This is a genomic window from Mucilaginibacter sp. OK283, assembly GCF_900110415.1.
Lineage (GTDB): Bacteria > Bacteroidota > Bacteroidia > Sphingobacteriales > Sphingobacteriaceae > Mucilaginibacter.
This window is the reverse complement of record NZ_FODR01000008.1, coordinates 1-17,187: the sequence shown is the minus strand read 5'-3', so window position 1 is coordinate 17,187 and position 17,187 is coordinate 1. Positions and strand designations below refer to the sequence as shown.

Sequence of the window (17,187 nt, the reverse complement as noted above, 5' to 3'; positions counted from 1 at the left end):
TTGCCATGAACTATCAACTATTTGCAATATTTAGCTATAATAGCGGGCGCGTCTTTCGATCCAAATTCGGCGGCTTTGTTCATGTCGGCGCAGGCACCCGCCTTGTCGTTAAGGGCTATTTTGGCCAGGCCACGTTGCAGGTAGGCGCGGGCATGTTTAGGGTTAAGCCGTATGGCCTGGTTACAATCAGCAAGGGCACCGGTGGCATCCTTTAAATTTACTTTGGCTGCGGCACGGTCGGTATAGGTATCTGCGTTGTTTGGGTCGGCTTTTAAGGCCGCGGTAAAATCGTCAGTAACACCCTGTGCATCGCCCAGGTAACTTTTGGCAATACCGCTATGTGCCAGTGCCTTTACATAAGCAGGGTTAATATAAACCGCGTTATGATAATCATCGGCGGCGCCGGTATAATCTTTTAAAATGAGTTTTAAATCGCCCCTGAATAAAAATGTTTCTTCGTTTGAGAATATAGAAACCGCCTTATCAAGATCTTTCATCGCCGCTTTATAGTTGCCCTGTTTGGTTTCTACATAACCCCGGTTTTGATAGGGTAACGCGGCAGCATCAGATGTAGAATCGATTTTTAACGACGTGTTAAAATCGGCCATGGCGCCCGTATAATCCTCCTTACCGGCCTTAACCAACCCGCGTTTAAGCAATATGGCTGTGTTTTTTGGATCTTTGGCCAGGCCGGTATCATAATCGGCCATGGCGCCGGCAATATCGCCCGCAGCTGCTTTGGCCTCGCCACGGTGCAGGTAAAAATTTGAGTTGGCAGGGTTTAAGGCAATGGCTGCTGTAAATAGTTGTAGGCCGTTAGTTGTATATTTATAAAAATCGGTCACCTTGCCCAGGCGCACGTAAGCTTCTTCTTTTTTAGGCGCTATGTTTATTAGTTTTTCAAAATCTTTTACCGCGCCATTTTTATCATTCATTTTATCCTTTTCAATAGCGCGGTTTAAATAGGCGTAGGTGTAATTGGGGTTTACCTGTATGGCTTTTGTATAATCATTTATGGCGGCTGTCATATCGCCAAGATCGCGGTGGGTATCGCCGCGCACCAGGTAGGCTTCGTCGCTTTTGCCGTTAATTGTTATTGCCAAGGCCAGGTCGGCCATTACGCCGGTTGTATCCTTCATGGCCAGTTTTGCTTTGCTGCGGCTTATGTAGCCATTAATATTTTTAGGGTCAATAGCTATCGCGGTATCGGCATCCAGCTTAGCTCCCGAAGCATCACCTGCAGATAGCTTTGCGTATGAACGGCTTTGGTAGGTTTCGGCGGTCTTGTTACCCAGCAAAATCGACTTGTCAAAGTCATCCATAGCAGCGGCATAATTTTTCGTGTTGCTTTCAACAATACCGCGGTAAAGGTATAGCAGCCCAAACCTGGGGTGTTGTTCAATTGATTTATTAAAATAATCAAGTGCACCTTTGTTATCGCCCATTTTGCTTTGGGCATTGGCCAGGTAAAGAAAAACGTTTTTGAGCTCGGGGTTTATAGATGCGGCCATTTTATAATCTTCAATAGCCCCTTTAAAATCCTGCAAATTGGCTTTGGCGTTTGCGCGATATAAGTAGGCCTCGGCGTTTTGAGGGTTCATGCTGATGGCCGTTGTATAATCGGTCACGGCCCCGCTTTGATCGCCTATGCTGGCTTTTGCGCCAGCCCGGTACCCATAAACGGCGCTTTTTTTAGGATTTAATTTAATAGCGATATCATAATCGTCAATGGCAGCAGCATAGTTTCCTTTGTTGTTTTTAGCAAGGCCGCGGTATTCGTAAATTTCGGCCTTATCGGGCGACAGCTGTAACGCTATTGTAAAATCGGCAATGGCGCCGGCATAGTCCTTCAGATTGGATTTTGCGTTGCCGCGATAGAGGAACATTTCGGCTGTTTTTGGTCCTAATGCAATTGCCTTGTTAAAATCGTCGATGGCAGCCTGGTAGTCTTGTATATTACTTTCGGCGTTGGCTTTATAAAAATAAGCGGTTGTAAAATCCGGCTTCAATTCAACGGTTTTGGCGTAATCGGCAATGGCCGATTTAAAATCACGGAGGTTGCCGTTTGCATTTGCGCGATAAAAATAGGCATCGCTGCTTTTATCGTTTAGTTCGATGGCACGGGTGAAATTCTGAACAGCTCCTTTATAATCTTTTTCATTAGCCCTGGCGTTTCCGTTTTGAATATAGGTACCGGCCGTTTGGGCAAATGCAGTAATGGGTAAAAGTAAGAGGAATAGGACTTTTTTCATTTAAGAAATGGCTGCTAATCAAATATCGACAAAAATACCGATATCGGTAGAGCAAAGGCCATACCGAAAGGCAATTCATTAAAATTCATGCTAAAATACCCACGGAAATAAAGTGGGGAGGAAATTTGGGGCATAATAGCCCCATTTATAGCTGTGCAGCGTGGACCGTACCAAATTGATGCCGGTAGTTTTTAAGGACAAAGAGGCTTATTTTGTATTACTCTTCCAATATTTGGCCCCTTTTTTTACCATAACTGATTATAGCAGTACAAATCAGGATGCAAAAAATGAGCCCGATTTCGATACCAATGTGGCTTAAAGGTATGCTGCCAGTGTTTTTTGTCAGTAAAATGCCCGCGTCCGGCAATAGCAACCCGAATAACGGGAAGCAAAAAAACATTCTCAATATTATTAATTTTTCCATAATTATTAACATTTAGTATGATAATACTAAGGTAGTGATTATTTCTTTATGATTTAAATAAAAATTAAAATTTAACTGTAGTACAAATCAAACCAAGGTTTGTTTGCCTGTTGGTTGCATTTTGTATGAAATATTTTTTTGACGGCCAACAAGTACCGTATGCCATTAATTTCATCAGCTTAAAGTATGCTGCCGGTGTTTTGAAAGGTGTTGCCGGTATTTATTTAGCGCGTGGTGTGAAAATTATAATACAGGCGCCTGCTAAAGCTATCATGGCGCCAATTATGTCATACTTGTCGGGCTTAAACCCATCAACCCGCCAGGCCCATATCAGCGCCATTAGTATAAAAATACCACCATAGGCAGCATAAACCCGGCCGAAGCCAGCCGATTGCCATGTTGCCACTATACCGTAGCCCGCCAGTATAATGCCGCCCAGAATACCATACCAAAGTGGTTTATCTTGTTTTAACCATTGCCAGATTAGATAGCCGCCGCCAATTTCGCATAAACCGGCAAGTACGAAAACTACAAGGGAACGCAGGATGTTCATAGTGCAAAATAATAGTTTTTGAATAGGGATTTTGATATTTGGAAAAAAGAAAAATATATTTTTAAATAAGCGAACGCTCACTTATATTTGTTGTATGAGACCGCGCGATGAAAACAAGGAGTTATTGATACGCCAAAAAGCTATAGAAATGATAGTTGAACATGGTGTTGACGGTTTTGGTGTAAATAAACTTGCTAAGGCTGCGGGTGTGTCGCCGGCTACCATTTACATTTATTATAAAGATAAAGACGATTTAATAGTTCAATTGGGTATAGAAGTTGCCGGCAAAATGATGGATTACAGCTTTAAAGATTTTAGCCCGGAAATGGATTTTGCCGAAGGGTTACAAATACAATGGCGCAACCGTATGGCATATTTTATAAACTTCCCTCTCGAGATGGAGTTTATCGAAATTATGCGTTATACCCAGTATTATGAAGAGGCAACTAAAACCATCACAAAAAACTTCGGATCGGTGTTGGGACCGTTTATGCAAAATGCTATCAAAAAGAAACAGCTTGTTTCGCTGCCGTTTGAGGTGTACTGGTCAATTGCTTTTGCACCTTTATATCAACTGATAAAATTCCATTTCCAGGGGCGTACCTATGTAAACAGCACTTTTAAACTCAGCGACGAGTTGATGTTGCAAACGCTTCAATTGGTTTTAAAAGCGCTTAAGCCCTAAAAAATTGATTTGTTAAAAAAGAATATTCAAAAAAAGAAGCTAAATACCTATGAAACTTAACCATATCAACCTGCCTGTTACCGATGTTGCCGCCAGCTGCGCTTTTTTTGAGCAATATTTTGATTTTGAATGTACCAGCAAAAAGGGAGACAACCAGATTGCCATATTGCAGGGAACCGATGGATTTACGCTGGTATTAATGGCCAATAGTTTTAACCGCGGCGGCAATTCTGTATTTCCGGATGCATTTCATATTGGTTTTTTTGTAGATAGCCGGGAAAAGGTGACAGCGATACATAACCGGCTTTCGAAAGATGGGTTTGAAGTAGGGCAGGCCCCGGCCAGTATGCGCGGCGGCTATGGGTTTTATTTTAATGCCCCTGGCAATATACTTACCGAGGTGGCCTGTAATAATATTTAATAAAAAAGCGATTCATCATTTATGACACCAGCATCAGCCTATAAGAACCCACACCATGTAATGTTGTTTTTTGAAGAAAACCAGGTTAATGATACCTGCATGGCCGAGCGCATTATTTATTATCAGCGCCTTAAAAACGCCGGGAAAGTTTTGCTCAGCGGCAACTTTTGGAACCAGGCGCGTAATTTTGTGATTGTACATGTAGCATCTGACATGGAATTAGAGCAAATTATTGATAATGACCCGGCGGTAAAGCAAAATATTTTAAAGCTGGTGCGGGCCATGCCTTTTTAATCTATCCTGGCACCCCGTTAAAACACCTATTGTGCTATGGGTTAAAACACGGGGTAATTACACTTGCATATGAACGCTGCCGGTGATAGTTTTGGTAAACTATACAATGGAGTCATTTGAATTAAAAGTTGATCAAAGAACCTATAAGGTTATACAGTCAGCTATAGGAAAAACCACAGTTTTTAGCGTCTTTAACCACTCTTCATTTCATACCATAACTAAGGTTGGCGCCGATTGCTGGGAGGTGGTTGAGCATCGCTTTGGCAATCATAAAATTCCCCTGCAAATAATAGGCAAACGTATCGACGATTATTTTGGTTTATAGTTAATATTGTGCTTTAATAACCCTTTTTTGGTAATTTGGAGATGATTAATTAACTATAATTAAAAATATATTTTCCTTTTACTTATGATAATTGATTTTTATTGAAAAAGTTGTATCTTGTAACTAAGATACTAACCTGTAAACCTATATTTAATATCCCATGCCTGGTTGCGCGGAAAGCCAGGCATTTTTATTTGGTGTATTCGTGTTTGCACGTAAATTCCCCGGTTATAAAACCGTAAAACCCGCATGGTAAATCCGTAATATTCCTGATTGTTTTAACATACAGATAGGATACTTTTGAACAATAAGTTATGTAATCAGGGACAATAGCTTAGGGGCAGCCGCCAGCAGTAATGCAGCGGCTGTTTTTTTGTTTTATATTTTAGCGATTGTACCAGATTTCACCGGTTTGATGCATGGCTACTTTAAATCTTAGTATGCAGGCGTCTGTTCATTTTAAATAAAATGATTAGTTTTATGGTAGTAAACCAACACATCAACCATGACTATCCGCAGTATGTCGAAACTTGCTGTACAGGCAACTGTGCTTTGTATATTTTGCCTTGGTTTTTATGCGGCACACGCGCAAAAGAACAAGCCTTTTAAAGTAATAGCTTTTTATACCGGCCGTAACGATAAGGCACACATCAGTTTTATGCACGAGGCCAATAAACGTTTCCCCAAAATGGGTAAAAAATACAATTTCACTTACGACTCTACCAACAATTGGAGTAATATGAACGCCGCTTTCCTGGCCAAATACCAGGTAGTGCTGTTTTTAGATACCCGGCCGGATGATCCTGCCCAACGTGCTGCGTTTGAACAATATATGAAAAACGGCGGCGGCTGGATGGGGTTTCATTTCTCGGCCTTTGCGCTTACACCATCAGATTATCCTCAAAACTGGAACTGGTATCACAATGAGTTCCTGGGATCTGGGCAGTATGCAAGCAATACATGGCACCCTACACCCGCTATTTTAAGGGTTGAGGATACCAAACACCCGGTAACCAAAGGCATACCGGTAACTTTTAAAACACAACCCAACGAGTGGTATCGCTGGGAGCATGATTTGCGTAAAAATCCGGATATCGATATTTTATTATCCGTGGATTCAACCAGTTTCCCGCTGGGTAACGGCCCTAAACCATATGAGATTTGGCACAGCGGCTATTATCCTGTTGTATGGACAAACAAAAAATACCGCATGGTTTACTTCAATATGGGCCATAATGATATGGACTATGACGGGGGCACCGACCGAACCTTATCTTACACATTTGATAACGATACACAAAACCAGTTGCTTATTAATAGTTTGTTGTGGCTGGGTCGAGGGAAGTAGCTTCTCGGTCTCCTAAAGAGGAAGTTTAACCTTTTCAGGACGCTGATCACAGCAGCACTTTTATTACATTCGCTTTCTGAACATGCTACCCACTTCATGAAAAAACTAAAACTATTGCACCGCCACATCCTCGCTTTAGAAAATAAAGAAGATGTTAATTTAACCGATATGCTTTGGCAGCTCATCTGCTATTCGCCCAAAATGTCGCCAAGGTTACAGCAACAGCAATTGTTAGATGAAGCCCAAAAGTTTACGTTGCCGGTTGATGATCCGCATTTTGCAAAATCGGTATTAAACTTTAATGGTTTTATTTGGGGCAACGGTAGTAAAAAGGTTTTGATAACCCATGGCTGGGGTTCAAAGGCCATTGATTTTGATGAGGTGATAGCCGGGTTAAAAGCAATTGACGATATCCAGATTATTGCCTTTGATGCGCCGGGCAATGGCAGTTCGGAAGGGGAACTATCCAACCTGATATTATTTGCAAAAGCTGCCGAGGCGGTTATCAGCCGATATGGCGCACCGGATGTTATGATAGGCCATTCGTTGGGAGCCATGGCCAACGTTATAGCCATAAACGAAACTAATATTAAACCGGCCTTACAGATCAGCATTGCCCCGTTAATTAAACTAAAAGAAAACTTTAAAGCCACCATGAATGCCGCCGAAGTACCGGTATCGGCGCAGGAAAAGTTTTTTGAAAGTTTCAGGGAACTTTTTGAACTGGATGCCTCTTACTTTGATATCAACACCAAGCACATAACGGGGGCGCTAAAGCACTGGCTGGCTTTTGATAAGGAAGATAAAGTATCGCCATATGATTATCTGCAGGAGTTTTTGACCTTTAACCCGGATATTGTTACGCACGAATATTTGGGACTTGGGCACGAAAGGATTGTTAAAGATGCCGGGGTTGTGGCGGATATTGTTGAATTGGTGACAGGGATTTAAAATAGGTGAAAGAGATTTGAAAATATGTTTTTGCGAGGAACTATCAGGTAAAACCTGAAAAAAATGGTTATGACGTGCAAGGGATATAGTTAAACAAATATTCAAAACTACCGTCATTGCGAGGCACGAAGCAATCCCCTACATGCTAAATCCCACATTGTTCGGGATTGCTTCGTGTCTCGCAATGACGGATATTTGATATTGATAGTCAATAGCTTACAATTGCGTCATTATAAGTAAGCAACGACATATGGAGTGTTAAGCAACTTCATTTTGTACCCCCGAATAATATTTTAATTCAATCAAATCATGTGGCAGTGTTTTGCTATTCCAGCATGAATGGATAGCCAAAGCCGTGCCAACAGCCGTAGCCTGGGCCATTGATGCGGCGTAAACCTCCAGTTGGGGGTAGGCCAGCGCCAGCAGGTGCATGAATACGCTGTTTTTACTAAAACCGCCATCTACAAAAATCCTTTGCACTTTACAGTCTTGCAGTACGTAGTTAGTTGATATGCTTTGCTGATTAACAATATCTATCATCAATTGGTAATAGGCTTCAATATCATCAGCAAAATCATTTAAATCCCGCTGTTCAAAAACCGACTTTTGCAGTTCACCATCCTGTTTGCTGCTCTTTAACGCGCTGCTGCGTAGGTGTAGCTTTGCGGCAATAGCCGCATCGTAATTAATGGTACGGTAAATAATAACATCACGGTTAAAGTGATCTGCTATTCGTTTTACCTGTTGTTCATATTCGTACCCTGTAAACAGGCGCGATGCTTTTACCGGGCTGCCTTTGTATTGCAGGTAGTTAAGGCAGTCGTTTTTTAGCTCATCAGCCGTAAGGGGTGTTTGGTTAAATGGGTTTAAACTAATAGACCATGTGCCGGTTGATATGAGCACAAAGGGCATGTTAAAACTTACCAGGTAGGGGATAAGCGCCGCCGAGCTATCATGCAGGCCAACTCCCACACAAAAAGTAGTGCCCGGAAATACCGATGGTAAAACACTATCGGCAGGCTTTAGCGGGGCCATTTTAGGCAGTATGGCCTCATTATTTACCCATGTGTGGTAGTCATTTGCAGCAAAATCCCAAAGGGCAGTATGGCAGCCTATGCTGGTTAAATCGGAAACCATTTGGCCGCTTAACAGGTAGCTCATGTATTGGGGCAGGTGCAGGGCGTATTTAAGTTTTTCAAAAACCTCTGGCTGCTGGTATTTAAGCCTGTACAATTGCAAACCCGAGTTGAGGTTGCCCAAAACCGGCGAGGCAGTTTCACGCGCAAACCGGGCTTCATCGTCATAGGTTTGGTAAAACTGCCTGCTCAACTCTGGCGGATATGGTTTAAGGTAATTATACAATGGGGTTAGCGGCGTGCCATCTTCATCTACATAAACAAAGCTTGCGCCGTAGGTAGAGAAGTTAACCGCTTTCAAATCAAATTTTTTATGCTTGAAAATCTCGCGCAGCGAATCAAATACTGATAGGCGCAGGCTATCGAGATTTTCGCATGGGTCGCCATCTTCGTCGTGGGTTTCGGTGAAGCGGGCTGTGCGTTCAAAAACTATCTTGTAGTTCTCATCGAACAGGAACAGCTTCTTGTTGGTTTTACCCACATCAAAAACAGCTATAACAGGTATTTGCGCCATATTATAATCCGGTTGATACAGCTTTTGCTCCGCGTTCTTTAATCAATTGGCTACGTACCGCCTGTGTCCTGTACAGGGCAAGAGGATCCAATGCTCCGCCGGCGTGTAAACGTGCCTCGGCTAATAGCGATCGTACATCAGTACGGTAAGCATGCTGCAATATTTCCTGCGCTTTAACTACATCATTATCTTGCTGGGCTTGTTTTAGCGCAGTTACATCAACTAATAAGGCCTGTGCGTAGGCAATTTTAATAGCCTCTACCGATTGGATCAGATCCTCAATAGGGTCTTTCACGTTATGCGATGCATCAATCATCCAGCCAATGGCGGTCGCGTGGTTCATGCCGCGGGCATCCATACCCTCTACCAGTTCATTAAATATCAGGAACAACTGGTACGGGTTAATGCTGCCGACGGTAAGGTCATCGTCGCCATATTTAGAGTCGTTAAAGTGGAAACCGGCCAGCTTACCTTCCATCAGCAATAAAGAAACAATTTGCTCAATATTGGTGCTGCCCAAATGGTGCCCCAAATCGACCAGGGTTTGTGCCTTATCGCCTAATTTGGACGACAGCAGGTAGGATTGGCCCCAATCGCCAATAGTTGTCGAATAAAAATTCGGCTCGTAAGGTTTATATTCCACCCAAACTTTCCAATCGGCAGGTAGGGCCTCGTAAATTTCCTGTAGGCTTTCCAGCGTACGCTCAAAAGCGCCACGCATGTTTAGTTGCCCCGGGAAATTTGATCCGTCGGATAACCAAACCGATAATGCTGTTGAATCCAGCTCGACACCGTACTTTATAACTTCGATATTGTGGGCAATAGCCTGCTTGCGCACAGCTTTATCCACGTGGTGCAATGAGCCATATTTATAACTCAACTCCTGTGTTGCCTGGTCCTGAAAGGTGTTGGAGTTTACGGCATCAAAATGCAGCCCCAATTGTGCGGCGTGCGCTTTTATAGCATCGGCATTTTTGGGGATATCCCATGGGATGTGCAGCGAAATGGAATTACTGCTGCGGTTTAATGCATGAATTAAACCCACATCTTCAATTTTTTCTTCCAGGCTGCGTGGTTCGCCACCGCCAGAGAAACGACCAAAACGTGTGCCGCCGGTACCTAAAGCCCAACTTGGTATGGCGATATTAAAATCACCTAATTTTTTCAGGATGGTGTCCAACCCTTTTATATCTTCAGCAACAAAATTAAACTTACGCTGGTGCGCGGCTTGTTGCTGATGGTTAGTTTCTTCGATTATGCTCTTCTCTAATTGCATTATTTATCGGTTATAATTTTCTTCTCTTGTAAACTAAACTATGTCATTGCGAGGAGGAACGACGAAGCAACCTCGTAGCCATACATGTGCCGATTGCATGGCCGGAATGCATTTGGCGACGAGGTTGCCACGCTATCGCTCGCAATGATATAGTCCTCTAAAGACCATGAACCATGATCTATGAACCATTTGCTTAACGAACAAACGCCATTGCCACCCCACCATCAACATTCAACACGTTGCCGGTTGATTTGTTGAGCAGGCCGCCGGTAAAGGCGAAGCAGGCGTTGGCAATATCTGCTGGTAAAATCACCTCGTTTAATAAAGTGCGTTTGGCGTAGTAGGCTGGCAGTTCGGCTACGGTGATACCGTAAGCTTTTGCACGTCCCTCGGCCCAGCCGCCAGCCCAGATGTTACTATCGCTGATAACCGCGTCCGGGTTAACTACGTTTACGCGGATGTGATCGGCACCTAACTCGGCGGCGTTTAAGCGGCTCAGGTGTAGTTGCGCAGCCTTGGCAGAGCCATAGCCCGCGTTGTTCGGTCCGCTAACTAAGGCGTTTTTGCTTACAATATTGATGATATCGCCACCGATAGCTTGCTTTTTCATGATGGCCACGGCCGCCTGCGTAATAAAGAACTGGCCTTTTACCAAAACATCATACAACAAGTCCCAATCTTTTTCGGTATGATCGCCAATGGATTTGGAGATGGATAAACCTGCGTTGTTAATCACAATATCCACCCCGCCAAAAGCCAGGGCAGCAACTGCTAAAGCCGAGTCAATTTGTTCGCTGTTGGTAACGTCAAGTACAGCAGTGGCATACGAGTCTTTGCCGTACAGTTTTTTAAATTCTTCGCCTGCGCTTTCCAAACGTTCCGCATTCATGTCGTTCAGGATCACAACGGCACCTTCATCAACAAACTTTTTGGCGATGGCTTTGCCTATGCCGCCGGCGCTGCCGGTTATTAAGGCAATTTTGCCCGATAAAGCCTTTGGTTTTGGCATGCGTTGTAGCTTGGCTTCTTCCAATAACCAGTATTCAATGTCAAATGCTTCCTGGCGCGGCAGCGATGTATATTCTGATATAGCCTCGGCACCCTTCATTACATTGATGGCGTTGGTATAAAACTCTGCTGCAACACGGGCGGTTTGTTTATCTTTTGAAAAGGAGAATAAGCCAACACCCGGATAAAGGATAATTACCGGGTTGGTATCCCTGATGGCCGGGCTGTTGTCGTGCTTGCAGGTATTATAATAATTGGTATACATTTGGCGGTAGGCCTCAAACGCCGGCGTCAGGCGTTCCTGTAAAGCTTTAACGTCGCTCAAATCTTCGCCGGGTGTAAGATCCAATACCAGCGGGCTAATCTTTGTACGCAAAAAGTGATCAGGACAACTGGTTCCTAACGGCGCCAAACGGTCAAGATCATTGGAGTTGATAAACTCCAGCACGCGGGCATCATCTGTAAAATGCCCAACCATATGGCGCTCGCTTGAGCAAAAACCGCGCAGGATAGGGGCAATAGCGGCAGCCTGTTTTTTACGGCCGGTTTCGTCAAGGCTTTCAATTTTTTGACCACCAAAAACAGGGGCTTTTTTGCCATAGTTTTCTTCCTGGTATTCGGCACAACGCTCAATTACTTCTAATGTGTTCACATAGCTTTCATAAGCCGTATCGCCCCAGGTAAACAAACCGTGCGAACCTAACATAATGCCACGGATGCCTGGGTTTTCGTCAAGACATTGCTTCAATTGCAAGCCCAGCTCAAAGCCCGGTTTTTTCCACTCTACCCAGCCTATGGTACCTCCAAAAAGCTCTTGTGTTATTTTTTTACCATCTTTTGCTGCAGCGATAGCGATGGCTGCATCAGGGTGCAGGTGATCGATATGTTTGAAAGGTAAAAAGCCGTGTAAAGGAGTGTCAATAGAGGGAGCTTTTGATGCCAGATCGTAAATACAATGATTAAACAACTCAACCATTTCGTCCTCATGTTCTACACCGCGGTAAACATTTTTAAGGCTGCGCAGCCGGTCGATATATAGGGCCGCCAAACCGCTTTTTTTCAACGTGCCAATGTCGCCGCCTGATCCTTTAATCCACATTACTTCAACATCACTGCCGGTTAAAGGGTCTTTGGAGATTACTTTGCACGAAGTGTTGCCCCCGCCATAGTTAGTTAACCGCAAATCGGCACCTAATAAGTTTGATCGGTATATTAATAATGCTACCTCGTCGCCGGCGAGCCCGGCTGCTTTGGCATCATCCCACAGGTAGCTTACGTGCTTAAATTGTGTTGTTTTGACAGACATATGTATTTAATTATTGAATTGTTGAATTATTGAGTTAGTGATTTATTGAATTAGTGAGTTAGTGATTTATTGAATTAGTGAGTTAGTGAATGTTTACTGTTTAACAATTATTGATAAAGCCGCGTTGCCGTTCAACTCACTAATTCACTAACTCACTAATTCAGTCATTATTTTAACGAGTTACCGTAGCCTACCACAAGCACAGATAATATAATTACCGCTATGCCGGCTATAACCGTAGTAAAGGCTTTTTTGCTAACGCCTTTCCATTCTTTTAGCACCAGGCCCCAGGTGTTGGCTATCAGGATAATGAAGGCCATGTGTAAAATCCATGAACTGGCTCCGTTGCCCATTTTGCTTTCGCCCATACCGTAAAAAAAGAACTGTAAAAACCAGGTGGTGCCGGCCAGTGCAGCAAAAAGGTAGTTTTTAAGCAGCGGCGTTTTTTTATCGGTATAATTACCAAACGTTTTGTTGCGGGCGTTTAGCACCATGCACCAGATAAAGTTGGTGGTTAAACCACCCCATAATATAATAATGTACGTTACATTGTTTTGGTACAGAAAGTTACCTTGCCCGGGATGCCCGGCCTGCCAAAGGTGGTTTGCGGTATCGGCCATTGATTTACCCGCTTCGATGCCAAAGTTAAAGCAAGCGCTTAACACCCCCGATACTACAGCTACCAGGATACCCAGCCCAAAACGGTAGTCTTTGTTTTCGTTGGCGATGGTTTTATCGGACGATAGCTCTTTCTCCTTCATCATGCCGGCTTTACCGCATATAATTATACCTGCAACGCATAGCAATATGCCTAATAATACAAACTGCCCCCATTGGTTATGCAACATCATGCTAAACGTATCCTTACCCTCTTTTGGAACCAGGTCATAATATACCGATGGTATTAAAGCGCCGAATACCGAACAAAGGCCCAATATAATAGTACTGCCCAGTGATACCCCAAGGTATCGTACACCTAAACCATAGGTGAGCCCTCCAATGCCCCATAGTAAGCCCATTATGTAAGTCCACCCGATAACGGATGTGCTGGTATGGCTAATGATATTGGCAAAGCCAGGTATGGTTAGCCATGCAGCCAGCGGCGGAACTATAAACCAGGAAAAAATGCCACCTACTATCCAGTAGCTTTCCCAGGCCCAGCCCTTAATTTTTTTGTAGGGAATATAAAAACTCCCCGAAGCGAACCCGCCGATAAAATGGAAAAAGACTCCAAAAATAATTTGCATACTCTTAACTGGTTTAAATTGGTAAAGCTAATGTAGGCAATAGTAATCCGGGAACTGTCATGGACTGTCATGAGTTAGGCGGGGCGGCAATGTAGAGGATTTTCGCGCAAAGACGCAGAGACGCAAAGTGATTTGCTTGTTTTATCTTAGCGTCCTGGCATCTTGGCGCGAAATCAATTTTTTAATGCTTTCCTCAATGAAGTTGGGAGAATGGTATTGACTTAAGAACGTGCAAACCGTATAAGCGGTTCAATATCACCTTTATCGGCGGCTCTTATAGCGGTCAGGTAAAATTTTCTGCTCTGGTCTGCTTTTATTAGGTTTGAACTTCCCCATGAATACACCGGCAACTTAAAAAGGTGTTCAATTATAATATCGCCTAATAATCTGGAATGTCTGCCGTTGCCGTTTGCAAAACAGTGAATGCTAACTATTCGATGTTTAAAACGGATTGCTATTTCGTTTGGTGGATAAATTGCTTTATCTACCCAGAATCTTGTGTCATCTAATAGATTTCTAAGCTCTATGCCTACTTTAAAGTAATCCACTCCCAGGTTTTTATTTGTGTTTCTGAATTTACCTGCCCATGACCAGGTGTCACCAAACATACGGTAATGAAGTTCTTTAATAAACCCCTCCGTTAACACTTTATCCGATTTGAATTTCCGTATTAAGGTCCACTCTACAGCTTTTTGAATGTTCAATTGTTCAAACTCATCCAGTTCTGCTCGTGTAGTGATGGTAGCAATGAGCAAACCCTCTTTTTCCTCTTCGTCCAAAGGAGTTTGCCCATCCTCGTATTCGAAATTTATTCCCATAAATATTTGGGCAACTCTGCTTTGATTTCTTCTGCTTTCTCGTTTATAGCTTTCTCTATCCTTTCTCCCGAATTTTCCTGGTCTTCCAATTTCATTGAATTAGATGTTCGCAACACAATCTTTTGGGCAAGCTCCTTAGCTCGTTTTTCAATCATTAATTCGATAGAACCATCCTTGGGTATTATCCCATATACAAATTTCATGTCTAAAGCATTAGCAGCTTCCTGCAGGCGGTTTAAACTTATAGTGCCCAGGGCTTCCCGCATTTCCAGGTCATTTGCGCTTTGTGCCGTAATATTTAAACGATTGCCTAATTGTTGTAAAGTCATTTTAAGAGATACCCGCACAGCATTTAACCAGCCTTTTGACGGTATAATAACATTCTCAACTGATTTAAAAACGGTAAGTTTTTTATCCATTTGTTCAATAATCAATTGTTGTTTTCTGTTTTTCATACGCTTTGTCGCTTTACTATCAAACAAAGTTAAGGCTATAGTCTGAAATAAACAAGATTATTTCAGACTATAGCCTTAAAAAATAAATTATTTATCAGTCTTGAGACTGATATTTTTAAAATCGATTTTTATCGTTTATTAAACGGCTTCTCAAAAAAGTCATCAACCAGTTTGTTAAACTCGTCTTTATGTTCAACAAGCGTTGGGTGGCCGGAGTTGGGTACAATCCATAAATAGGATTTAGGGATATTTTGAGAAATAATTACCGTATGCTCAACGGGGATAAGGTCGTGGTCGCCGCCTATAATAAGCGATGGGCACTTGATTTTGTGTAGTTCGGTTAATTTGATGTGCGGTTGGTTATAATCCAGCATGAATATTTTCCAGTCGTTTTTTTCTTTAGCAGTTTTCCAAACCTCATTTTTATGTGCCGCGTAGTTTTTCTGCATATCTTTCCACAAGCTGGGTATTAACCCGGTTGAGTCGGGCCAAAGGTTTGCACCTGTCGACGCCAGTTTTATAACTTTATCCGGATGGCGCATAGCCAGTTCCAGCGCATTAATGCCCCCGTCGCTCCAGCCAACCACGTAAGCCGAATCGATATGCATTGCATCCAGCAGGGCGGCAAAATCATCGGCCATCTGTTCAAAGCTCAGTGAATCGGCTGCATCGGTTGATTTTCCGTGCGCCCGGCTATCTACCGCTATAACTTTATATTTTTTTGCAAAATATGGGATGTTGTTTTTGAAGGCGCTTATTTTATCGCCGTTGCCATGTATCATTAGCAAGGGTTTGCCGCTGCCATACGTTTCGGTGTACAGCTTAATGCCACGTATGTTGTAATATTTGCCCACCAATGCATTGTCGCCATAAGGTATTTGTTTTTCCTGGCTATAACTGGTTTGTACAAGAAAGATGAAAACGAACAAGGCAAACAACAATTTTTTAAATGGCATATATCAAATGGTAATTAGTAAAACATAAATATAAAAATTAAACATGATATCTATTGCATCCCTTGTCGCTTTGTGATTTTGGCATTTTTTGAACCCAAATAACGTTAAAATGTTAACTAATACTACCTTTGCGGAATTTAATTAAACATACATTTAAACTAAGTACGCCAAACAATATCTTAATTATGGCATTTATAGTTAAAATATTTAAAGTACCTATATACAAAATTCTTCATGTTTTCCATCTACCTAAAAAGTACGCGTATACTTGTATTTGCTTGTTTTTTCTTCGGTTTACTTTCTGTTAAAAGTTTATACGGACAAGAAGGCGGCGCATCAAAGCCGGTTACAAATCACTTCAAGTTTAAAACGGTTATCATCGATGCCGGCCATGGCGGTAAGGATCCAGGCGCGCACGGCGCTACTTCAAAAGAAAAAGATATAGCGCTTAGCATAGCCAAAAAACTGCGCGATTTGGTAAATAACGAAATGCCCGGTGTTAAAACCCTCATGACCCGTAGTACGGATACCTTTATCGAACTGCATAAACGCACCGAAATAGCCAACAGCAACCACGGTAACCTGTTTATTTCTATCCATTGTAATTCATCGCCCCAAAAAAGAGCTAAAGAGCACGGTACCCTGGTATTGGTTTATGGTTTTCACCGCAGCCAGGAACAGCGTGAGGCATTGCGCGAGAACGCTTCCATTTTTATTGAAGATGACTACAAGAACAAATATAATGGGTACGGCGAAGATAATGTGGTGAATACCATTGTGCTGAACGCTTTTCAGCAAAAGTACCGTAAGCAAAGTATTCATTTTGGCGATATGATTATTCACCAGATTAAAAAAGCGGATGGCCGCCATACCTTTGGCGTAAAAGAACAGGGTGTACTGGTACTGGCCCAAAGCGGTATGCCGGCGGTGCTGGTTGAAACAGGCTTTATCAATAACCCGGCCGACGAAGAATACCTGAACTCAAAAGACGGACAGTTCACAATCGCTACATCGATTTTAAGGGCACTTAAGGAGTACAGGGATAGTTTGGAGGGAAGGTAACTTTGTCGAACAAAATCAAATTAAACGCCGGTTATAATCTTATATTATCGCGAAAAATATTTATTTAACGTGAGTTCGGGATAAGAAAAGTGTATAAAAAGAGAGCAAAGGGCATGGTTTTTGTTTATAAATAGTTGACAATCAATTTATTAACTA

At 42.7% G+C, this 17,187-nt stretch carries 17 protein-coding genes; 8 read left to right on the top strand and 9 right to left on the bottom strand.

Features of this window, described 5'->3' with window-relative positions:
- Positions 1–17 precede the first annotated feature (17 nt).
- Positions 18–2,252 carry a tetratricopeptide repeat protein gene (locus tag BMX56_RS18145; protein ID WP_090651095.1) on the bottom strand — a complete coding sequence of 745 codons (2,235 nt, stop codon included), beginning with the start codon at positions 2,250–2,252 and terminating at the stop codon, positions 18–20.
- A 160-nt stretch (positions 2,253–2,412) separates the two neighbouring features.
- Between BMX56_RS18145 and BMX56_RS30225 the strand changes: the two genes are divergently transcribed.
- Positions 2,413–2,571, top strand: a complete 159-nt coding sequence (locus BMX56_RS30225) for a hypothetical protein (RefSeq protein WP_177183854.1) — start codon at positions 2,413–2,415, stop codon at positions 2,569–2,571.
- A gap of 325 nt (positions 2,572–2,896) precedes the next feature.
- Here BMX56_RS30225 and BMX56_RS18140 read toward each other — a convergent pair whose 3' ends face one another.
- Positions 2,897–3,229 (bottom strand): YnfA family protein, encoded by a 333-nt coding sequence (locus BMX56_RS18140; RefSeq protein ID WP_090651094.1) that lies wholly within the window; start codon positions 3,227–3,229, stop codon positions 2,897–2,899.
- Positions 3,230–3,323: 94 nt separating this feature from the next.
- On the opposite strand from BMX56_RS18140, the gene BMX56_RS18135 reads away from it, so the two are divergent.
- The 6 genes from BMX56_RS18135 (at position 3,324) to BMX56_RS18110 (ending at position 7,253) form a co-directional block, all read left to right on the top strand.
- A complete protein-coding gene (locus BMX56_RS18135) occupies positions 3,324–3,914 on the top strand; it encodes a TetR/AcrR family transcriptional regulator (RefSeq protein WP_090651093.1) in 591 nt (196 codons plus the stop codon).
- Positions 3,915–3,963: 49 nt separating this feature from the next.
- Entirely contained in the window at positions 3,964–4,335 is a 372-nt protein-coding gene (locus BMX56_RS18130; protein WP_090651092.1) for a VOC family protein, read from the top strand.
- Between the two features lie 21 nt (positions 4,336–4,356).
- Positions 4,357–4,629: a YciI family protein gene (locus tag BMX56_RS18125; protein ID WP_090651091.1), complete on the top strand. Its 273-nt coding sequence runs from the start codon at positions 4,357–4,359 to the stop codon at positions 4,627–4,629.
- Positions 4,630–4,735: 106 nt separating this feature from the next.
- The gene (locus tag BMX56_RS18120) at positions 4,736–4,954 is read left to right on the top strand and encodes a hypothetical protein (RefSeq protein WP_090651090.1); all 219 of its coding nucleotides are present in this window, start codon (positions 4,736–4,738) and stop codon (positions 4,952–4,954) included.
- 505 nt (positions 4,955–5,459) lie between these two features.
- Positions 5,460–6,302, top strand: a complete 843-nt coding sequence (locus tag BMX56_RS18115; RefSeq protein ID WP_218152450.1) for a ThuA domain-containing protein — start codon at positions 5,460–5,462, stop codon at positions 6,300–6,302.
- A 96-nt stretch (positions 6,303–6,398) separates the two neighbouring features.
- On the top strand, positions 6,399–7,253 hold the full coding sequence (locus BMX56_RS18110; protein WP_090651089.1) for an alpha/beta hydrolase: 855 nt from the start codon (positions 6,399–6,401) through the stop codon (positions 7,251–7,253).
- Positions 7,254–7,511: 258 nt separating this feature from the next.
- Here the strand turns inward: BMX56_RS18110 and BMX56_RS18105 are convergent, their stop codons facing one another.
- The 7 genes from BMX56_RS18105 to BMX56_RS18075 all read right to left on the bottom strand — a co-directional run bounded on the left by BMX56_RS18105 (position 7,512) and on the right by BMX56_RS18075 (position 15,969).
- Complete coding sequence (locus tag BMX56_RS18105) at positions 7,512–8,903, bottom strand: FGGY-family carbohydrate kinase (RefSeq protein WP_090651088.1); 1,392 nt, start codon at positions 8,901–8,903, stop codon at positions 7,512–7,514.
- Position 8,904: 1 nt separating this feature from the next.
- Entirely contained in the window at positions 8,905–10,179 is a 1,275-nt protein-coding gene (locus BMX56_RS18100; RefSeq protein ID WP_090651087.1) for a sugar isomerase, read from the bottom strand.
- 193 nt (positions 10,180–10,372) lie between these two features.
- Positions 10,373–12,493: a bifunctional aldolase/short-chain dehydrogenase gene (locus BMX56_RS18095; protein WP_090651086.1), complete on the bottom strand. Its 2,121-nt coding sequence runs from the start codon at positions 12,491–12,493 to the stop codon at positions 10,373–10,375.
- A 167-nt stretch (positions 12,494–12,660) separates the two neighbouring features.
- Positions 12,661–13,740, bottom strand: a complete 1,080-nt coding sequence (gene rhaT / locus BMX56_RS18090; RefSeq protein WP_090651085.1) for an L-rhamnose/proton symporter RhaT — start codon at positions 13,738–13,740, stop codon at positions 12,661–12,663.
- A gap of 221 nt (positions 13,741–13,961) precedes the next feature.
- Positions 13,962–14,558 (bottom strand): mobile mystery protein B, encoded by a 597-nt coding sequence (locus tag BMX56_RS18085; RefSeq protein WP_090651084.1) that lies wholly within the window; start codon positions 14,556–14,558, stop codon positions 13,962–13,964.
- A complete protein-coding gene (locus tag BMX56_RS18080) occupies positions 14,549–15,013 on the bottom strand; it encodes a mobile mystery protein A (protein WP_090651083.1) in 465 nt (154 codons plus the stop codon). The genes BMX56_RS18085 and BMX56_RS18080 overlap by 10 nt, the downstream gene beginning before the upstream one ends.
- Before the next feature lie 128 nt (positions 15,014–15,141).
- On the bottom strand, positions 15,142–15,969 hold the full coding sequence (locus tag BMX56_RS18075; RefSeq protein ID WP_090651082.1) for an alpha/beta fold hydrolase: 828 nt from the start codon (positions 15,967–15,969) through the stop codon (positions 15,142–15,144).
- 234 nt (positions 15,970–16,203) lie between these two features.
- Here BMX56_RS18075 and BMX56_RS18070 point away from each other — a divergent pair, with 234 nt between their 5' ends.
- Positions 16,204–17,031: an N-acetylmuramoyl-L-alanine amidase family protein gene (locus BMX56_RS18070; RefSeq protein ID WP_090651081.1), complete on the top strand. Its 828-nt coding sequence runs from the start codon at positions 16,204–16,206 to the stop codon at positions 17,029–17,031.
- Positions 17,032–17,187 lie beyond the last annotated feature (156 nt).